This window comes from Paenibacillus sp. FSL W8-0919 (assembly GCF_038003785.1).
Classification (GTDB): domain Bacteria; phylum Bacillota; class Bacilli; order Paenibacillales; family Paenibacillaceae; genus Paenibacillus_AQ; species Paenibacillus_AQ lactis.
In genome coordinates, this window is sequence record NZ_JBBOPV010000002.1 from 24,195 (window position 1) to 44,505 (window position 20,311).

The window sequence follows — 20,311 nt, forward strand, 5'->3', positions numbered from 1 at the left end:
GATCAAGGTAATTCCGGTACATCCAAAGCACCGCCTCCCACCGGCGTACGGGCGAGATGATCCACCGCTTCCTGGCCGAGACGATCCTTCAGCTGCTGGATAAACAAGCTTTGCGGCGCAACATGCCGACCCGTCGACTCCCAATAACCGTCCTCCCGCGGACGCGGGTCGTAGTCGTTCGGCACGAGCGGCCTGACGTTCAAGCCGTCCTCCGTCGGAACATGCCCGATTGCGTAATTCTGAGCAGTCGGCGGCTTCTGAGCGACGAGCCCGCCCTCGGTATTCCACATGACGTAATTGGCGCCTGCCCACCCGTGTCCGCTGCCGAGCCAAGCCCGGTCGCGAACGCTGATCCGTGCGCTGACATTGTCGTACAGACCGCCCGTCGACCAGCGGTGATGAGGCTCGCTCGTATTGTACTCCCGGGTCGCCCTGTTATCGTACATTACGTTGGGTCCCTGTACGCGGCTCTCAATGACGTAAGCATGCCGGGAGGTTTCGGTATAGTTTCGCTGGACTAGGTTTAACTGCCCCTGAATGAAGAGGCTGTAGCGTCTTCCCCCGGTGATGATGCTCACCATGTCGTACATTTCGCTGTCCTGCACCGTTACCCATTTGGCCTGCCGGCCGACCTGCACCAAGGCATAAGAGAAGTGGTATCCTTCCACCTCGCGAACCCAGGCATTCTTCACGCTGTTCATCATGATAAAGCGCTCGGCGTGGTCTTCATCCGAATAATACGGCGTATCCAGAACGTCATTATCCATCTTCGTGTCCGTCTTGCTCGGGTCAAAATCGGATACGGCCCGCATGTTCTCGATGCCGACCTGTTCGATCCGCTCCTCGTCCGTCGCTTTGAAGAGCTTGCCGCCGCCCCACTGACGCTCGATGGCGTTGGCCAGCGGTGCGTCAACCGTAATCCGGTTGCCGTCAATTGCGGTGATCACCCGGTCAAAATCAAGGTTAAAGGGCGTCCATTGCTTCGTTCCGCCGGTGAGCGGCCTCATAAAGATATGATCCATGCCGATTTCATGAATCCAGCGCTCGCTGCCGATCCGTCTGACGATAACGGAATCCCCCGCCTTATAGCCCGAAGCATCCTGAACATGAAACGTTCGGGAGCCCGCCGGAACATACAAGTCCTGGATGTCCGTCTCCGTCCCCTCCACGATCGACGGACCGGCCGTACCGCCGACCTCGATCAGGTTTCGGGCAGCTGTCCCCGTGCCGCGGATGATCGTCCCATTGTCGTCCTTGCCTTCGCCCCGGAGCACGACGCCGCTTGCCTGAATGCGCAGGGTTCCGCCGACGAAATACGTTCCGCTTCTTAGCAGCACGGCTCCCCGGAACCCGTCCGCATCCCGCGGGAGCCGGGACACTTCATCAATCGCCGCCTGCAGCATCGCCGTATCGTCCCCGCCGGTCGGCTCCACGGCAACCTCCGCCTGAACATCCGGCAGCCTTACGCCGCCCCCTTGGTATCCGACATGAGAGAAGTCGATGATCCGATTGCCTTTATAGTCGGGAACGTAAACCATCCGTCCGTTTTTGCCGACGTAGGCGATCCGGCTCTGCCCGTCAGGCACCCCGTTCTTGGGCATGACGGTATAATACAGGCTGTCGTAGTACGTCCCGCCGTCCGACATATGGAACGTCATTTGGATCTCATAGGTTCCCGGCACTTTCATACCGCCTGGAAGCTGTATGGAGGCATCCTCGCCAGCGATTAGCGTTTTCGTCCCGAGATTTCCTCTCGATTGGCCGTCCCTCAGCCATCTCGTGGAGACGCTTCCGCTTAGATTCGGTGCAATCATGACGACCGGCAAGGTCTTGGTCTCCTCCAGAATCGCCGCCTCGCCGATTCTCTGCGTCAATGCCGGATGACGAAAGGAAGTGAAGGCAACATATTTCGCATCTTCGAATTCGTGCTCATCCTTCACGACGAACCATAAATCCGGCGAACGGACCGTCTTGCCGCCCACGCTGGCTTCGGCGTAGATCCGGGTCGCGCCGACTTTGCGGCCGGTCACAGTCCCGTCTGGCGTAACCGTCGAGCTGGCTCCATCCGCTAGATACCGGATTTGGTGAGGAGGCAGCGCCGCCCACTCCCCGTTCGCCCCTCTTCCTCGGACCTCGAGAGGAGTGGTACCGCCAATCTCCAAGCTTAGCTCGTCATTGTTGCCAAATGGAGTCCCGTCCCCCTTCACGAAGGCAAGCTCCGTTACATCGACCGGAATCTCCGAGCTGCCGTCCTGCATATAAATCTCCATCTCCTTCAGCTGCACGTTCAGGTTCCGCGACAGCTGCAGCGTGATACGGACTTGAGAGGCCGTTACGGCATCAAATGAAATACGCTCCTGACCGTCCGCCCGAATGCCCTCGGTCTTTGTGAACGCGCGGCTCCATGACTCCCCTTCCAGCGAGTAATCGATTTCCACAGCCTTCAGGTTATCCCCCCGGTTCAAATCAAGTATGACCTGGTTCAACGGCTGTCCGCTTCCAAGCTCGACCTGGATATGCACGCTCATATCTTCGCGATCCGTGCTTGCCGGCTGCCAATAGGTATCCCTGCTGCCGTCAACGGCTTTTCCGGCTTCCCGCCCGCTTACGGCAGAGCTGGCCATGGCCGGCTTGTCGAGCGCAAGATTCACGGGAGCGCCGCCGGCAGTCAAGGCCGCGTCCCCTTTTACCGGCAAATTTCCCAAGGAGAGCAGCAGAACGCCCAGCAGCAGGACGGCAATCCTGCGGTTTTCCCATCCATCGCGCTTTCGTGCCTTTTTCATCATTCATCCCCCATCCTTCGTCTAATGTCGTGATTGACGATCGATCCGTGATTGACGCGCTCCTCCTTCCTCCACTTAGCGGATTATGATTCCATCGTAGGGCTGCCCGGCCCGTTACGCCATGCCGTAACTTGCGGAGACAGGGTGTTTTTTTAAGAAATATGCTCTCCTAAGAAAACACAATCGCAAACGAACGGAGCCGCATGTGCCGTTGGCGTTACATCCGTTACAATGAGGCTGCATGAGGCTGCAGGAAGCTGTGCGACCATGATTAAGCGGCTTGAAACCGAGGGAAGCCTTAAGGCAAGAGAAGTTGAGGTATGGGTGATCGCACCTGTTTTCGATTCCTAGGAGAAGCCGGCTTTAAGCAGACTGCGGACTTGGCATCATCATCTTGACGGTGGTGCCCATCCCCCCGCCTTCCGAGCTCAGCCTAAGACCATAGCGTTCACCGAACACAAGCTGGATCCTGCGGTGCACATTGAGCAGCCCGATGCCTCCAATCCCTCCGATGCCCCACGCGTCTCCGCTTGCAGCTGACGAGGATTCTGCCGTCGCAGCGTCCCACTCATGAGCATGGGAGAACCGGTCTAATATTTCACGCTGCCTCTCAGCGGACAGACCTGCGCCGTTATCCGTCACGCTGACCCAGAAGATGTCATCGCTCAGGCCTGCTGAAATCGTGATCCAGCTCGACTCGTCGATGCCGTCCGGAAACGCGTGCTGAAACGCATTTTCGATCAACGGCTGCAGCGTCAAGCGAACCATGCTGAATAGCAGCAGCTCAGGCGGCACCTCCACCCGCAGGTCAAATTCCAGTTCATGCCGATGCTTCATGATGGTCATGTAGCTCAGCACATGGTTCAGCTCATTAGCCACTGTAATCTCCTCCAGAGACGTAAGGAGGGAGTAACGCATCATATAAGCAAGAGAGGATACCATTTCCGTAATTTCGGACGAGCCTCTGACCTCTGCGTAACAGACGATCGTCTCCAGCGTGTTATACATAAAATGCGGATTGATCTGCAGCTGAAGAGCCTGGAATTCCGCACGCTGCCTGGCGATAATGATCTTCTGCTGCTGCAGCTCGCTTTCGTACACCCGCTCGATGAGCTCCGACAGACGGGTTACCATCAAATTGTAACGCTGCATCATCTCGGTCAATTCATCGTCCCGCTCGGGAAGCTCAAGCGGCGTCCAGCGGCCCTGCTCCGTCTGCCGCATCCCCCGGATGATGGTCTGGATCGGCTGGGTGATGGAACGCACGAACCGGTAAGCGAGCAAGCACGCTGCAAGCAGGCTGACAAGGCCGATGCCCCAGACGGTGGTGCGGATATTGGCGATGGGCTTGCGCCACTCTTCCAGCGGTATGGAGGTGACCAGACGCCAGCCCGAATAAGGCGACATTCTTGCCATGAATACCCGCTCCTCGCCATCCGCCGTCGTGTACCGGAAGGAATCCTCGCCCGCATCCATAATCCGGTCCCTCAGCTTCGGATCCTGTGCAGGTGATGAAGCGTCGCCCACCAGGCTCTCCGGCTGGTACACCACGTGGCCGTCGGCATCGGCGATGTAGAAGTATCCTTGCTCCCCAAGATCGATTCCTTGCCAAAGCGTCGAGAGCTCTTGAGACCGTACCTCCATGGCCAGCACGCCCTTTTCCGCGATGGAGGACAGGCCCTTGATCTGTCTTGTCATCCGAACCACGCTGCCGCCTCTTCCCGGAATGATGCTTGCGGTATCGATCATCAGCCCGCTCTCATCCTTTGTCAGCCTGCGCAGATCCGCAAGCTGTGCCGACTTCTCCTCCGCGCTGAACACCGGCTCCGCAACGTCGGAGCTGAAGCTGTAGACGGCATTGCCGTCGTTGGAGAGAATATACATGGTCAGCAAATCCGGCCCCCGATCCATCTGCGGGCGAAAGACCATTTCCTTAATCGTCGAGCTGATATGATAGTACTCGTAGTTGTCGGCGGGATTCGGCAGATCCACGAATTTTTTCAATTCCCGGTTCGTCAGCAGCGTAATCATCGTCCGGTCATACGACTTAATGTACATATCCGTATGAATCAGCGCATTCTGTACCGTTTGTGACATATGCCGGTCCAGCTGCTGGTCCAGTTCTGCCGATGAACGGGAATAAGTGACAATGCCGATTAGAAGTGAGGACAGTACGATGATGGACACGCAGTACAGAAACAGCTTGCGGTACAGCTTGCTGCTCATCCGTTAAACCCCAGCATGGACCGGTATTCCGTCGGGGTGTGCCCCGTCACTTTCTTAAACATCTTCGTAAAATGGGGGTAATCCTCATAGCCTACATTCGCGGCGACGTCGATGATCCGCATATGCGGCAGCGCCAGCAGCTCCTTTGCCCGCTCCATCCGTCTGTGGATACGGTACCGGACAAAGGTTTCGTTCGTCATCTTCTTGAACATCGCGCTAAAATACGTGGGCGTGTAGCCCGCCATTTCAGCCACTTCCTCCAAGGTGATTTCCTCGGACAGATGCGAATCGATGTAGGACTTCACCTCCTCCAGCGGATTTTTGAAGTTGCCCCAGCGCTGGGTGATCAAATCCGCGGTCATTTGCTTGACCCTTAGTTCAAACGCTTGGAGCAGCGGCTCCGGAGCCGCCCCATGACCCAGCGGCTTGATGGCCGTCAGCTCCATGTATCCCTTGGACACCAAGCGCCGGTAGATCATGCCCACCGCGTCATCCAGCAGCTGCTGCAGCTGCTGGACGCTGAGCCCGGCTGCCAGCAGCTGCTCTCTCCATTCTTTTAACAGCTGATCCAGCCGTTCCGTCTGCAGCATCCAAATTTCCTGTCCAATATTTTCGATCCAGTCGACATAGGAAGCAAGGGACACAATCCCTTTGTGACGATGCTTCATGATCGCATCGAACGCCTGATGAAGCATCGCCCCCGTCACCGGTTTCAGCAGATAATGCTTTACGCCATAAGCCAAGCACTGCTGGGCATACTGAAATTCGCCATACCCGGAGATGACGACGATCTGAATGTGCCCGTACTGCTCATGAAGCTCCCGGCACAGCTCCAGCCCGTTCATTCTGGGCATCCGAATATCGGTCAAGAGCACGTCCGGCTCGGCCTCCTTGATCCGCGACAAAGCATGCTCGCCGTTTACGGCCGTATCAATCGCGTCAAACCGCAGGCGGTAAGATTCCGCCATTTTAACCAGCCCTCTCCGAATGACGGGTTCATCATCAGCAATAAGCAACCGCATTATTATCAGCCTCCTGTATGTAGAAGAATTCGAATGATTCCGATGAACAACCTCGCCGGCGGGACGAGAAGGTACCCTCCTGGGTCAGCCGACAAGCGGCTTGACCGGCGGATACCTATTTTTTTCGCAGCCCACATCAGGTGAAACGCTTACATATCGGCTTTATTGTATAGAAAAATTCGCCTTTGCTTGATAAGTCCTGCCGGCTATTTTGCAGGGTACCGAGGCTGCGCGCCAGTAGAGTCATCTTGTGCGATCCACGACATTCTCCTTGTTCTTCCAGCGCTCCGTTGCCTCCTTAATGATCTCGTTCCCGCCTTTGGCCCGATATTCCTCCAGCACCTTCGGCCAATCGGAGATCGGCTGCTTGCCGTAGATCATTTTGACCATGCTGTCCAGAATGAATTTCGGTCCCGTATCTCCCGTCGAGGCAAGGTCCGGGAACTTGGAGAAGCTGTTCAGGTTCGCCGTAAAGGTAATGCCGCCGCGCCCTTCGTTGCTGAGCACATCGCGGAATGCGGCCACTACGTCCTGGCCGTCTTCCGTAAGGGCTGTCTGCTTCTTGTTGTAGGTCAGCTCATGCACAAACCACAATTGGTTGGCCCGGAACCCGGCTTCATCCACTTCCTCCTTCTTTACCGGCCATGTGTAGTTGACTTTACCGTTCTCAGTCGTGTAGTTCTCGCCTTCGATCCCGAACGAGAAGAACATATCCGCTTCCTCTGTCAGCATCCAGTCCAGAAACTTAATGATCTCGATCGCTTTTTCCTTGCCGACCTTGCTGTTGATGTAAAACGTCGTTGAGATCGAGCTGTATAAGCCCAGGCCGCCTTTGCCGTCCGGCCCGGTTGGAGACGGATAAATATCTACTTTCATCGAAGGGTCCACTTCCTTCAGCTTCGTGCGAAAGCCGATGAGCCCTTCGCCGTTGGAAGCCCACATGCCGGACTTGCCTGAATTGATGTTGCGCCTGTAATCAACCTGCGAGAGCGAGGCAAAGTCCTTCGGGATCAGCCCTTCGTCATACATGGTCTTGTACGTTTGAAGCGCCTTGGTCATATTCTCTACATCGAAAAACTTCGGCACCACCTCGCCGTTCAGCTCCATGAATTGAAACGGCAGCACATCGTAAGCGCCAAGGAAGGTATCCGCATATTTGAAATTCTCGCGATACTGATACGGATGCTCAACGCCCAGCTTCTTGAACGCGCGCAGCATATCCAGGTACTCCTCGACCGTCTTCGGCGCTTCCTTGATGCCGGCCTTCTCCATCAGATCCGTACGGATAAATGTAGCGCGGCGCGACAGGTTCTCCAGCCAGGAGGGAATGCCGTAAATGCTGCCGTTATACGACACCTCCTCCCATGCCTCCGGTGTCACCATTTTCATCAGATTCGGCGCATGCTCCTTGAGCAAATCATCAAGCGGCATGAATACGCCGGCTTCCACCGAGCCCGACATGGAGGCCGTCGTAGGCCCGCCTCGCATATTTCCCACAACATCCGGGATATCGTTGCCGGCAAACATCAGGCTCATCTTCTGGTCGAATTCCTTGTGCGACATCAAACGGATATCCAGATCGGTGTTCGTCATTTCCTCCAGCTTCAGCACCCATTTGTCGTTATTGATATCCGGCGAGGATTCAATATAGATATTGCCGCCCGTAGAGAATGAAATCGAGAAGGACAGTTTCTCGGATGCGGCCGCCCCATCCTTAGCTCCCGGCTGAGCTCCCGCTTGTCCGCCCTCACCCGCTTTTCCTCCGCAGCCTGCCAGCAGCGTTAGGATCAGGCAGCTCACGAGCAAAACCGAAAAGCCTCTCTTCATCAACCTCTCCCCTTTCCACGAAATCATCAACCGTTCATTTCATTTGGAGATCAAACAAGCTCCAACATGCCATCGATCCATCTCGATCCTTATGATTCATATCTGTCCATGCCTATCCGTCGCTTATCCATGCCGAGCCATGCCCAATCAGTCACCCTGCCACTCAAAGGTAAGCGCTTACGTAAAATCAATTTCATGGTAGCCTAAATCGCCTCATTTCCGTATTGGCGTTTTTTATGATCCTGTGTGTTCTTTTACGATCCGGCTTGATCGAGCCGATTATTGTGTCCATCCCCCCTATCTGGTTGGTCATGGCAATCTCCCGCAGGCGAACCTGCAGCGAAAAACAGCCTCAGGTTATTGATATAGTATAGTGCGAACGAGTACGAATTCCAATGCGCGACCGCGCAGAACAACCCTTAACGCCGACGCCCCAGTCGTGACCAAAAGCTGTGCGGATCATCAAACCCATAATACGCTTAATGGCGTTGTAGGTACGAAGCGGTTGTTATCAGTGTTATCAGATTGCACGCGGTTTTCTCTGCCATTACGTACAAGCTCTCACCAGGAACAACCGTCAAACGGAGGCGTCGTTCCATCCGATTACATCATAGAGGCTCGCTATTATCGCTATATGTGAAAAAGCGTCCAATCCCAAACCACGGTGAAGAACCGCGGATTACGGAAAAGGACGCTTAAAAAGCGATTGATATAAACATCTCTACATCAGTCTGTCGACTTTTTGCCGGCCATGCTTGAATCCCGCGAAAAATGAGAGCACGCCTGAGAGACAAGGCGCGATGCAATACCGGCTTGCTCGTTCCATCAGCCGGGATCGACGCGTAATCAGCATCGCTGGTGCATCCTTCTTGCGAGACTCGTCTGCCTAACGGCGCGTAATGCTGCCGCTATTCATCCGGATGAAGGATTTCCCGGATCGGAATCGCCATATTCCAGGTCTCCGTGCAGTCATGAAATCCGCGGCTTCCATCCGAAGTCGCCGCGAACATCCAGGCAGGGCGCCCTCCCTCCATAAGCAGAAACGGGCGCTCCAGATTGCCCATCAGCCGCTCGGTGCCGTCATCCCAGCGTACCCTGCGGGAGTACGCCGGCTCCCCGGGCGTCGTCGTCAACTGCCATCGGCCGCCGGAAGCGGACCATGCGTGGATGCCGCCATATCGCTCCCCGGACAGCGAGCCGTCCATATCCTTGGCAATCATCTCGTATCCGCGTGGTGTACGCCATATAAACGGATCCTCAACATGAACCGACGGGGGAAATAGAGGCTCATCGCCGCGAACGTAAGGACCGTGCACCGATCCTGCACAGGCCACCCCAAGCTGCATGTTTCCGTAAGAATGCCCGGCATAAGGTCGGGATTTATAGATGAGCAGCACCCGGCCGTCCGGATGGATGCATGGAGCCGGATTGGACACCAGGTAGCTGTCGAAGCGGTCCGGGCGCGGCGTCAAAACGGGTCGGTCCGGCCGGGTCCACGGCCCCCCAACGGATGGCGCCGTCGCGATGCCGATTCGTTTATTCGCTCTTGCCGCAACGGCAAGCGGATCATCCGGCCGCAGCTGCCTTCCGTCCTCCGGCAGAGGGAACGGGAACGTGGTGCCCATATAATAGAGCACATATATCCCGTCCACCTTCACGATGTGCGGATTATGCACGCTGCATCCGTCCCAATAGGCCGGGGATCTGGCGCCAAGCACTGTTTCCTCGTATCGGTACGGGCCGGCCGGATGATCCGCAGCCGCCCGGACGATCTCCGAGGCCGCAAGCCACCCGGGATGCATGGGCAGCGATTTCGGCCAGCGCGAAGCGAACATATGGTATCGGCCGTCCTCCCCCTCGATTACGCTTCCGCACCAGACCCAATAGCCCGGCATGCGGAAGCCTCCGGCTGCCGGTGCAGGATCAAACACCAGCCTCATGGCTTTTCCCTCCTTCTTCTATAGGCAGCAAGGTTATTTTTCGCAACTTCATTAAAGAGTTTCCGGCTAGTGATAAGCCCCGGATTTCAAGATGGTGGAGTCCCCGCGAGCTTACCGTAAGCGGGCCCGTCTCGAGCTCTCCCCAGCTCCCGTCGCCGCCCGTCTCCTCTATCGTTGCCTCCACCTTCTGCTCATCAAGCGACACCTCGAACCGGCCGCCCGCCTGCTCGGCATCGGCGGATAATGTGACCATAAGACGACATCGGACAGGTCTTTCTTCTTCCGAACGAAATGTCCAGTGAACAGCTGCACCGGGATCAGCCCAGCCAGTTACGCCGTCATGCCCGCGTTTGCCGTTATCGTAATGAACGCCTCCCTCAATCCGTCCATCGTATGCCCAGAACGTGTTCGGCATTCCGGCAATGAATCTGGGGGTCGGATCCGCCTTCAGCTCCCCCAGGATCTTGACCTTGATCACCGTTGCATACGGATGCTTCCGGACCGAACGAACGTCAATCTCCACGTCCCAAGGCCCAAGCTGCCGGAAGGCAAGGCTGCGGGGATGCTCATGCTCTCCGATGCCCCCTACCGGCTGCGCATACTGGACCCGGCTCGCGAGACCGGGCAGGATCAATCGCCCGTCCGAAGGCCAATCTCTTACAAACAGATATAACGCGGACTCGTCCGGCTTCCATGTACACCAGCCCCACTGCGGCACGCCGATCGGACTTTCCTCTGTCCCGTAAATCGCTTCGCCGCTGTACTCCAGGAAACGCCCTACCGTCTCCAGCAGGCGCCTTGACGTATCATCAATCGCCCCGCTTCCCATCGGCCCAATGTTCAGAACGAGATTGCCGCCCGCGCTTACGACCCGGAGCAGCTGCTCGATCAGCTCATCCGGGCTCTTCCAATTATCATCGTCATAGCGGAAGCCCCAGGAGTCGTTCAAGGTGTGGATCGACTCCCAGTCCGGCTGCACCGGACGGAATCGAAGCTGATTATCGTGCGGATTGCCGTAATCCGCAAACCGCTCGTCCCGAAGGCGCTTATTAATGAGGCAATCCGGCTGAAGCCTGCGCACCCGGTCACGGAACCATTCGGCGTGCTCATCGCTGATCTTATGGCCGCAGTCGAACCACATCACGCCGATCGGGCCGTAACCGGTCAACAGCTCCTCGACCTGGGGCAATGCCTTCTCCTGAAGATAGCGCTCGAAGCGGGTTCTTTTGCCGTCGTCATCCACCCAATCCTCCAGCAGGTCCCACGCGCCGACATTGTCCGGGTAGTCCAGCGTATTGCCTTGCGAATCCGGATGATGCCAATCCATCGCGTGGGAGTAGTAGATTCCAAGGCGAATCCCCTCTGCTTCGCAGGCCGCCGCCAGCGCTTTGAGGGGGTCGCTCGGAAAATGAGCGTGGCGAGTGATGGAATAATCGCTGACCTTGGAGTCGTACATCGCGAATCCGTCATGGTGCTTTGCCGTTACAATCATATATTTGGCACCGGCCCGCTTCGCCAGTGACACCCATTCATATGCGTCAAAGGCATCCGGCTTCATCCCTGCGGCAGCCTCGGCGTACTCGGCAACGGGAATCTTCCCGCGCAGCTGGATATGCTCTGCATAATTCGCTTCTACGCGCTTCCCCTTCCACATGCCGCCCAGCATCGAATAAGGCCCCCAGTGCACGAAAATGCCAAACCGGGCCGCTCTCCACCAGGCTATGCGCCGGTCGAATTCGGACGCAAACTCATCCCTCTTCCATCCCTGCGCCTCCATCGGCCCTGTCTTTAGTCCAGCACCGTCCATGTATTCATCCCGTTTCATGCTCGCCCTCCTTGCCCTGATTCATCAGCAGCTCTTGGTCGTTCATGGCTTCATTATAGGATGTCGGCAGGTGCCGATTGATTGTTTTTTTGCGTTGGGGTTGTGTTTTGTTTGGGGAGGCATGGTCGATATTGGTATTGATGATATTGATATTGTTATTAATATTGCTATTCATGTTGATATTCAAATGGATCTGAATCGTCCCAACGCAACGAACATCAAAACAACAGGCCGGTCACGACCGGCCTGTTGATGCTTTATCATGGATCAAGTTTTACCGTAGACGAGCGTGCCAAAATGACGGATTCATCCTTCCACGATTAACCAGAACGTTACATAGGCTCTGCCCAATAGCTGGCTTAAACGCTGACACGGTGGTCCTGCAGCAAGGCGCAATTCCGATAGAAATCATCAATCTGCCGCCGTTCGCCATCCGTCAGCTGCTTTAAGGGCTGGCGTACCTTCGGGGAGCGCAGTACCCCTTGGAGATATAAAATATACTTTTCATACGCGATAACATCGTATTGGATCATGTGCGAGATCACCGCATTGGCCTCCGTCTGCAAAGACTGTAGGAGGCTCATATCAGGCCTTTGGGCAGTGCTGATATGATCGTGCATTTGAATGAATGGTCCCGGCATCATATTGAAGGTGCTCCCGATCGCGCCATCGGCTCCGGCACAAGCCCCGCTTAAATATACCTCGTCATGCCCGTTAAAAATCATGAACCGCTCATGGCATAAGGCGCGGATTTGCTGCATCTCAAACAGGTTCAAGGACGTAAATTTCACGCCGATACATTGGGAATGACTGCTCATGTCCGTGTAAAAATCCATCGTCAGACTCACGCTGGTAGCACCCGGGTAATGATAGACCAGCATGGGCAACGGCACGGCGGACATGATCGTTTCATAATGCTCCCGGATCTCTTTCATCGTTACTTTGTAATAGAACGGGACGACGGCCGAAACGGCATCTGCGCCAAGCTCTTCCGCGTGGCGGGCAAGCTTAACCGACTCCATGGTGCTGATGCAGCCGATATGCGCGATCACGATCACCCGGCCGTTCACCGTCTTGACGACGGACTCAAGCACCTGCTTCCGTTCTTCCGTCGTCAAAATAAACGCTTCCCCGGTGCTTCCTCCAACATAGAAGCCCGTAATTCCCAGCGAGATCTGATGCTCCACCAAACGCGATAACGACTCGAAATCGATGGATCCGTCCTCGTGCATAGGGGTCAACAATGCGGTAAATATGCCTTTAAACTTGCTTCGTTCTCCAGTTACCAGGTTCAAGGGGAGTCCCCTCCTTATGGATTAGGTCTTAACAGAAAATCATCCTCATAAAAGCTGTACCCGCGAATTTGCGCTTTCGGCGCATCGTCGGCAATATATTGGACAACATAGATTTCCCCATCTTCAAATTGCACCCATCCCGAATAACCGAGATCGGCTGCCGGGCTGCGGTCATAATCGATGGGCATGATTCTCGTCCACTGCTCCCGCCGCTCGGTCGCCTTTGCCGATTCCTGATCCGTCAGTGCGACAAAGAAGTTCTGCGTCCAGGTGCCGAGCCAGCCTTTGCCGCCTTGCATGAAACGGTACGCGATCATAATGTTTCCGCTCTGCAGCATCCCTGCAACCGGACGATGACACCCGGGGATGGGGACGCGGTAGGGTCCGCTCCAAGTCTCGCCCTGGTCATAGGAAATCGATTTGTAACAATCGAGCCCCTGCCCGGAGTTCTCCCGCAGGAAGGCAACCAGGGTTCCATCCGGGAGCGGAAGTATGCTCCCCTCGCACAGCTTCAGATCCGGATGCGAGGCCACAGTAACCGGTCCGTACCAATCTTCGCCTTGGCTATCCGAGTACCATAGACGCTGCTCGCTGACGCCTGTCTCCGCATTTCGCTCATGGGCGGACAGCAGCCACCGTCCGGATGCAAGCTCGCACAGCTTATCCGGCACGATACCGGTAACCGGCGTCTCGATGGGCTCGGACCAGCGGTTCCCTTCGGCATCCCCAATCCATATATAATTCCGTCCCCCGTTCTCCTTCTTCTCCCTAATCAGATCTGCGACGATAACAAGCCGGTCATCCCGCAGTCTCGAAATCCGAGCGCAGTTCCAGTAGGGAAATCCTTTCGTCCATGAGGTAAACGGCTTCTTGTCACTCCAGGTTCTTCCTCTATCCGTACTTTCAGTCAGCATCAGGCGCGTAGCCGACCTGTCGCCGTGATGCGTGCATTGGGAAAATACGCATACCAGCTTGCCCGCTGCAGTTAGCGTTACATCGGGCCATGCTTCATACCATTCCTCGTCTCTGCTGATCGCAAACTTTTCAATCGCCATTAACGTTCATCCTCCTTAACCGTTCTCGCCACTTCCACGGTTATTGTCTTCGTCGTTGAATGCCCGGCCTTATCCCTTGCTTCATAGGTAATGATATACGCCCGCTTCTCTCCGCGCCGATGGTTTGCGGCCAACAGCTGAAAGGACGTATCCGCTGTTCCGATGTCCGCATCCCGAATTCCTTCAAGAGGGTCCGGCGTGCCTTCGGTTGTGACAGACACCAATGCAATCGAATCGATTCCGGATGATTCATCCTTGGGGTCAAGCCTTATCTCCATCGGCACCCACTTGCGGTTAGGCGGCCAGAGAACCTCAAGATTCGGAGTGACCGTGAGCTCTGGCTCCGTCTTGTCAATGGGAAGCACCAGGGTCCGGGTCTCTTCCACATTGCCGGCTCCGTCCCGGCCCCGGTACTCCATCGTGGTGATTCCTTCCGCAGAAACGGAGACTGCTCCTGAATAATTCGTCCATTCCCCGCCATTCAGCCGATATTCCGTGTAAGTCACCTTGGAGCCTTGATCCGCTGCCGTGAGCTCCACCGTCACATCGGACGTATACCATCCATTCATTCCGTCCGGCTCGTTCGGCGTAACGACAGCTTCCGTGACCGGGGCGGCTGCGTCGAACGGAAGCTGATACAGCTTCCTGATGTCGGATGGATCCAGCGCATGGCGATATATCCTTACATCGTCCAGACTGCCGCTCCAATCCCGATTGGCAACTGTGCCTTTATCAAAGCCGACCAGCGGCGGAGCGTCTTCGTTCGTCACGTTCATAGCGGCACCGTCAAATTGGGCCGATGTCGCAGCCAATTCCCCGTTAACGTACACCAGAAGATTGCCGCCCTGCCGGACACCGGCAACATGCGTCCATTCCCCGGTCTTGACCAGACCGGACGGCGTTGCTATGCCAATCTCCCTGTTCAGCGGCAGCCCGTTCAGATTCATCCGGACTGCACCGTTCTGTTCAACCGACATCCACCACTGCGGGACGCCCCGGCCGGCCGTTCCGTACCATATCAACAGATGCCGCTGCCGGGAAAGCGTCTCGGGGTTGACCCATGTCGCGAAGGTAAAATCGCCGGTTCCAAAATGAAGATCATCGGCCTTCGTGATCTCGACGTGCGAACGCTGCATGGCATCCAAATGCAGAACATGGCCCTGTCCATCGGAACGCACCGCCCCAGGCAGGATCGCCGCGCCGTTCTTCAGCAAGCCGGTATGCCCTCTGCCTGTCACATCCGTCACGCCCCCAACGCTAACCTGCTCGAAATCCCAGTGCAGCAGCAGCTCCGGACGCGGTCTGGACCTATCCAATTCAATCGTATAGGTGCGCGTGCGATGCCCAAGCCGGGCCGTAACGAGAAGCTTATCAAGTTCGCCCAGCCGGATCGTCCTTGGTATTCCTGGTGCTGCCGGCTCGCCCGCTATTTCGATTTCGACGCCAGCTTTCGATGCGATCGGCGTAACCGTCACTGCTTCGCTTCCTTCATACAATGTAAGGCGGTAATGCTCGATATCGCTCCTAAACACGGGTGACAGCGAGCCTTCCGAGAACACCAGGCCGTCCAGCTGCACATCCTCCGTTTCGAACCAAGCCAAATTGAAGGTTGCAAACATGATTTTGTCATAAGGTGTATAACCCCCGCCTTCAAACAACAGACCTATCGTTCCGTCCGGCAGCACGGTGAGCGAGGAGTAGGCGGAATGCCCGCTGTATACCGTTTTCGCTACCGGCCAGGTGGCTCCGTCGTCATGGCTTAGGCGGACCGTCATATTTTCCCTGACGTTCTCGCTGGCCGGATTGGCGAATACCAGCAGCCTGCTGCCAAGATCATTATCGGCCGGCAAATAACGCACAATGCTCGCTTGCACGACCGGATCAATCAGCTCAGGCGCATAATACACAGGTGACCAAGTCGCTCCTTGATCTCTGCTTGTCGAGATCGCCCTCCGTTTCCGTTCTTTGTTGGCGGACAAGCGGTCGTTCCGCATCAAGGTGCCGTCCGTCAATTCCACCACGGTGGCCTCGTTCGTATCCCCTTGAATATAGCCGCTCTGATACCAGGTTAAGCCATGATCGTCGCTCTGGATGTTCCGGCCAATCGCGGGAATCACCAGCCGCCCTTGGTTAGGTCCATGCCGAAGCTGAATGCCGATGGCAGGCCCTGTTGCATCCCACCTTATATCAGGCGGCTGCACCTCTTCAAACCGATTAACCGGCTCCGACCAGGAAGCGCCGTCATCGTCGCTGTATGCGCTCCAAATCGTCCGTACGCCCCTGCTCGTTCCATTGTTGATCTCCTCGATCGTGTCCTCGCCATAATTATGGTTCATAAATAACCATATGCGGCCATTGCTCTCATCTTGTACCGCTGTTGGATTGCCGCAGGTATCCGCGCCCATATCGCAGACCGTTTGGAGCGACCCCCATGTCGTGCCGCCGTCCATACTGCGCTTTAGCACAAGGTCGATGTCTCCCGTATCGGAAGCGCTGTTTTTCCGCCCCTCGGCGAACGCCAGCAGGGTTCCGTCCATGGTCGTCAACACGGTTGGAATGCGAAACGTATGATACCCTTCCGTTCCTGCCACGAACAAATCGATATTGCGAAACTGCGCTTCCCCGTCGGCCGCTGTCTCAGCTTTGGCAGCATTACTTAAGCTAACGGGGCCATGAGGGAAGCAGGCAGCCATAACAATAAACACCATCCAGCCAATAAACGCCTTGCGAAGCGGCCTCATCATAAACGAACCCTCCTAACCTTTAATGGAGCCGACCATAACCCCTTTAACGAAGTACTTCTGCAGAAACGGATACACAAACAAGATGGGAAGCGTGCTGATGATAATAACCGCTGACTTCAAAGTGGCGGCCGGCGGCGGATTCCGCACGTATTCCAGCTGTGCCTCGTTTTGCGTAATCCCCGTTAGCAAAATATTGCGCATGATGACCTGGATCGGCATCTTGTTAATGTCATTGATATAGATCGATGCCCCGAACCAATCATTCCAATGATGAACCGCATAGAACAAGCCGATCGTTGCCATAGCCGGCATGGAAAGAGGAATGACGATTTTGAACAGAATCAGCTGAGGCGTAGCCCCGTCAATGACGGCGGACTCCTCCAGCTCCTCCGGAAGACCCATGAAGAAATTCCGAAGAATAAACAAATTCCACGCGCTGACCAAGCTTGGAAAAATAAGCACCCAAAGCGTATCCTTAAGCCCCAGCGTATCCATCAGCATATAATTAGGGATCAAGCCGCCTTGAAAGATCATGGTCAGAAAGATGAACAGCACCAGCCCGTTTCGGCCCGGCAAGCTCCGGCGCGCCAAACCGTATGCCAGCATGGACGTGAACAGCAAATTGAGGAACGTGCCCACGATGACCCTGAAAAGCGTAACCTGATAAGCATTCAAAATGATCTTCCCCCGGTTAAGAAGCACGTCATAGGCCGTAAAGTCGAGCCTTTCCGGGATCAGCACGAATGCCCCCCGGCGCATGGATTCCGCTGCGCTGATGAACGACGTCGACAGCACCGCCAGAAACGGGATGACGAACATGAGGGACAAAAAGATCAGGAAAACAATGTTGGCAGCATCAAAAATACGTTCGCTTCTCGTCGGCTTTATTCCACCCACCGTATCCCTCCTTACCAGATTCCCGTTTGGTTCATTCGCTTCGCGAAATAATTCGCACCCAAGATGAGCGTCATGGCCAGAAGATTTTTGAATAAACCGACCGCCGTGGCGAATGAATAGTTAAGCGATGTCAGGCCCTCTCTATACACATACGTATCGATGATGTCAGCCACCTCGTATACCGCAGGCGAATACAGCAGCAGCACCTTTTCGAACCCCGCATTCAGCAATCCCCCGATCGACAGGATAAGCATAATGACAATGACATGCGAGATGCCTGGCAGCGTGATATGCCATGCTTGACGAAGCCGGTTGGCACCATCGATTTTTGCGGCTTCATACAGTCCCGGATCAATCCCGGCCATGGCTGCCAAGTACAAGATCGTGCCCCATCCGACGGTCTGCCACACATGGGATACAACGAGGATGGACCGGAAATATTTGGGCTCCCCTAGGAACAGAATCGGCTCTCCGCCGAAAAACACGATGATCGCATTAAGCAATCCATTGTCCGTGGACAGCATCATCATGATGAGTCCTGCAACCACGACGGTCGAGATGAAGTGCGGCAAGTACGAGACGGTTTGAACGAACCGCTTGAACAGCCCGTTCTTCAGTTCATTCATCAAGAGTGCCAATACGATTGCAGCCGGAAACCCGAACAACAGATTGTAGAAGCTGATCAGGAACGTATTGCGGAGAACATTCCAGAAATAATAGGATTGAAAGAAACGGACAAAATGATCGAAGCCTACCCATTCGCCCGTTAATATCCCGCGTACTCCTTCGAACGGCGAGATGTCTTTGAACGAAATGATGACGCCAAACATGGGCACGTAATCAAAAATAAGAAAATATAATAGACCGGGCAGGATTAAGTAATAGTAGAACCGATGCTTTTTCACTGCAGGCCATCGGCTTTTTTTCTTGGACTCCGGCGGGGAAACCGTCGCTGCTTTAAGCTCCATGATAGGCGTGCCCTCCCGCTTTTATTTTTTCAGCTCGTGGTATTGCTTCGTGTATTCATCAATCCACATCTGCAGCCCCGCCTTGTTCAATTGTTCAATGTATTGATCAAATTCACTCAAAGGTCTTACGCCGGTCACAAACTTTACGAGCTCCTCGCTCCGCAAACGATCCAGGTCCTCCAGCATGGGAACATTCTGCTTCAGCCGCTCCTTGTCGTAGACGACGGTCGCATCCAGCGGCATTTTGGCGGCGCTTACATTCGTAATTTCATGATTTAAATAATCGGCGTGCATCTTCTTCACCGGATCGCGGAAGGCGTATTTGTTCTCCGTCGCAAGGCCCAAAGAGAGCATATATTCGCCGGCATACCGAAGCTCCGGACTAAGCAGCTCGATCTCGAACTTTTGGTCATCTAAATATTTCCAATTCTTGCCGAAGGCTGCATTCAGGGTATTGGTCGGCAAGTCCTTGTATTGATAATTGATAAACTTGATTACGGCCTCCGGATTTTTGGCCTTTTTCGTGACCAGCATGCCCGTTGTGTTTCCGCGCGACGCCGTCATCAGCTTGCCGGCAGGACCCGTAAGATCTCTCGCAATCGCATAGTCCACGCCTTCCGGAAGGTTTGGCTTGATCTGCGGGAACAGCAGCGTAATTCTTGAATACCACATGGAAGACATGCCCACCCGGTTGGTCTTCAGCAGCTCGAGCGGGTCAAATTTTGCAAAAGCCTCCTTGTAGATGTAGCCCTTCTGATACCAGTCCGCCATCTTGGCCAAGAAATCCCGGTAGCCCGGCGCCAGCTCGACCGGCTTGATTTTGTTATCGGCAGGGTCGAGCCAGTTGCTGTTGCCGCCTTCAACGAAGCCGCCCATGAGCGCATTATTGATTCCATTGATATCGGTCATCATGGGAATGGTATCCGCTTTGCCGTTGCCGTCAGGATCGCCCTCCTGGAACGCCTTCATCACCGCCTCGAGCTCATCGATCGTTTTCGGCATTTCCAAGCCCAGCTTCTCCAGCCAGTCTGTGCGAATCCATACCGGATAATGAACGGAAGGCAAGCCGCGGGGAATCCCCCAGATCGTCCCGTCTTTATCCGTCATATAATCCCAGGCTTCCTGCGGCCATGCCTTCAAAATATCCTGGCCGTGCTCCTCCAGCAAATCGTTCAGCGGAATGATGGCCCCCTTCGAAGCATACTGATCCCAATCCCCCTGAAATACATCCACTTGATCCTTGGACCCGAGCAGCAGGTTCAGCTTTTCGCCCTCGGAGCCTTTCGGAGGCACAATGGCGATCGGCTCAATGCCGAGCTCTTCCATATACATCTGTTTCATTTCCTCCAACGCGTCCGGTACGCTGCCTTCCGGCTTCTGATTCAAAGCCCCGGTATTCTGGTAAATATAAATTTTGGGCATTTCCCCGGAGCCCTTGCTGGAACCTCCATCAGCTTCCTTGGATCCGTTTGGTGTTCCATTGCCCCCGCTCCCTCCGCCGCCACATGCCGCGATCGCCAGGACGAGCATGGCCGTCAGCGTGGTCTGTGCGAATTTTTTCATCATAATCCCTCCTTCTACTTTGCGGGTCCACGATTCCAACATGGCCGGGACCTTCTGTCAGGTGACACCTTATCACGGATTGTAAACGCTTTAAATGAAAAACGCCGTACATTTATAACAACATTTCTACTTATCAATTATTTGTTATGGAAGCTAAAAATCCCGG

Annotated in this window: 13 protein-coding genes; 1 reads left to right on the forward strand and 12 read right to left on the reverse strand. The window is 55.2% G+C overall.

All coding sequences use genetic code 11. The features are described 5' to 3' along the window. Positions 1–2: 2 nt before the first annotated feature. The 6 genes from NST44_RS30385 to NST44_RS30410 all read right to left on the reverse strand — a co-directional run bounded on the left by NST44_RS30385 (position 3) and on the right by NST44_RS30410 (position 11,623). Complete coding sequence (locus NST44_RS30385) at positions 3–2,786, reverse strand: discoidin domain-containing protein (RefSeq protein WP_007131240.1); 2,784 nt, start codon at positions 2,784–2,786, stop codon at positions 3–5. Between the two features lie 360 nt (positions 2,787–3,146). Next, positions 3,147–5,009: a cache domain-containing sensor histidine kinase gene (locus tag NST44_RS30390; protein WP_007131239.1), complete on the reverse strand. Its 1,863-nt coding sequence runs from the start codon at positions 5,007–5,009 to the stop codon at positions 3,147–3,149. Next, complete coding sequence (locus tag NST44_RS30395) at positions 5,006–6,031, reverse strand: response regulator (protein ID WP_144878200.1); 1,026 nt, start codon at positions 6,029–6,031, stop codon at positions 5,006–5,008. The genes NST44_RS30390 and NST44_RS30395 overlap by 4 nt, the downstream gene beginning before the upstream one ends. A gap of 243 nt (positions 6,032–6,274) precedes the next feature. Continuing rightward, complete coding sequence (locus NST44_RS30400) at positions 6,275–7,858, reverse strand: extracellular solute-binding protein (RefSeq protein WP_028405413.1); 1,584 nt, start codon at positions 7,856–7,858, stop codon at positions 6,275–6,277. 908 nt (positions 7,859–8,766) lie between these two features. Further along, positions 8,767–9,798, reverse strand: coding sequence for a glycoside hydrolase family protein (locus NST44_RS30405; RefSeq protein WP_007131236.1), 1,032 nt, complete (start codon positions 9,796–9,798; stop codon positions 8,767–8,769). Next, positions 9,782–11,623 carry an alpha-L-fucosidase gene (locus NST44_RS30410; protein ID WP_007131235.1) on the reverse strand — a complete coding sequence of 614 codons (1,842 nt, stop codon included), beginning with the start codon at positions 11,621–11,623 and terminating at the stop codon, positions 9,782–9,784. The genes NST44_RS30405 and NST44_RS30410 overlap by 17 nt, the downstream gene beginning before the upstream one ends. A gap of 70 nt (positions 11,624–11,693) precedes the next feature. On the opposite strand from NST44_RS30410, the gene NST44_RS30415 reads away from it, so the two are divergent. After that, on the forward strand, positions 11,694–11,876 hold the full coding sequence (locus NST44_RS30415) for a hypothetical protein (RefSeq protein ID WP_210095387.1): 183 nt from the start codon (positions 11,694–11,696) through the stop codon (positions 11,874–11,876). Positions 11,877–11,982: 106 nt separating this feature from the next. On the opposite strand, the gene NST44_RS30420 is transcribed toward NST44_RS30415, so the two are convergent. Genes NST44_RS30420 through NST44_RS30445 form a run of 6 tightly spaced genes read right to left on the reverse strand, consistent with a single transcriptional unit; the run spans position 11,983 to position 20,187 of the window. Continuing rightward, positions 11,983–12,918 carry an N-acetylneuraminate lyase gene (locus NST44_RS30420; protein ID WP_210095386.1) on the reverse strand — a complete coding sequence of 312 codons (936 nt, stop codon included), beginning with the start codon at positions 12,916–12,918 and terminating at the stop codon, positions 11,983–11,985. 14 nt (positions 12,919–12,932) lie between these two features. Further along, positions 12,933–13,973, reverse strand: coding sequence for a sialidase family protein (locus NST44_RS30425; RefSeq protein WP_210095385.1), 1,041 nt, complete (start codon positions 13,971–13,973; stop codon positions 12,933–12,935). Next, positions 13,973–16,717: an exo-alpha-sialidase gene (locus NST44_RS30430; protein ID WP_210095384.1), complete on the reverse strand. Its 2,745-nt coding sequence runs from the start codon at positions 16,715–16,717 to the stop codon at positions 13,973–13,975. The genes NST44_RS30425 and NST44_RS30430 overlap by 1 nt, the downstream gene beginning before the upstream one ends. A gap of 12 nt (positions 16,718–16,729) precedes the next feature. Then, a complete protein-coding gene (locus tag NST44_RS30435; protein WP_340901470.1) occupies positions 16,730–17,614 on the reverse strand; it encodes a carbohydrate ABC transporter permease in 885 nt (294 codons plus the stop codon). Positions 17,615–17,625: 11 nt separating this feature from the next. Next, a complete protein-coding gene (locus NST44_RS30440) occupies positions 17,626–18,582 on the reverse strand; it encodes an ABC transporter permease (RefSeq protein ID WP_007131230.1) in 957 nt (318 codons plus the stop codon). A gap of 21 nt (positions 18,583–18,603) precedes the next feature. Further along, a complete protein-coding gene (locus NST44_RS30445; RefSeq protein ID WP_210095383.1) occupies positions 18,604–20,187 on the reverse strand; it encodes an extracellular solute-binding protein in 1,584 nt (527 codons plus the stop codon). Positions 20,188–20,311: the final 124 nt, after the last annotated feature.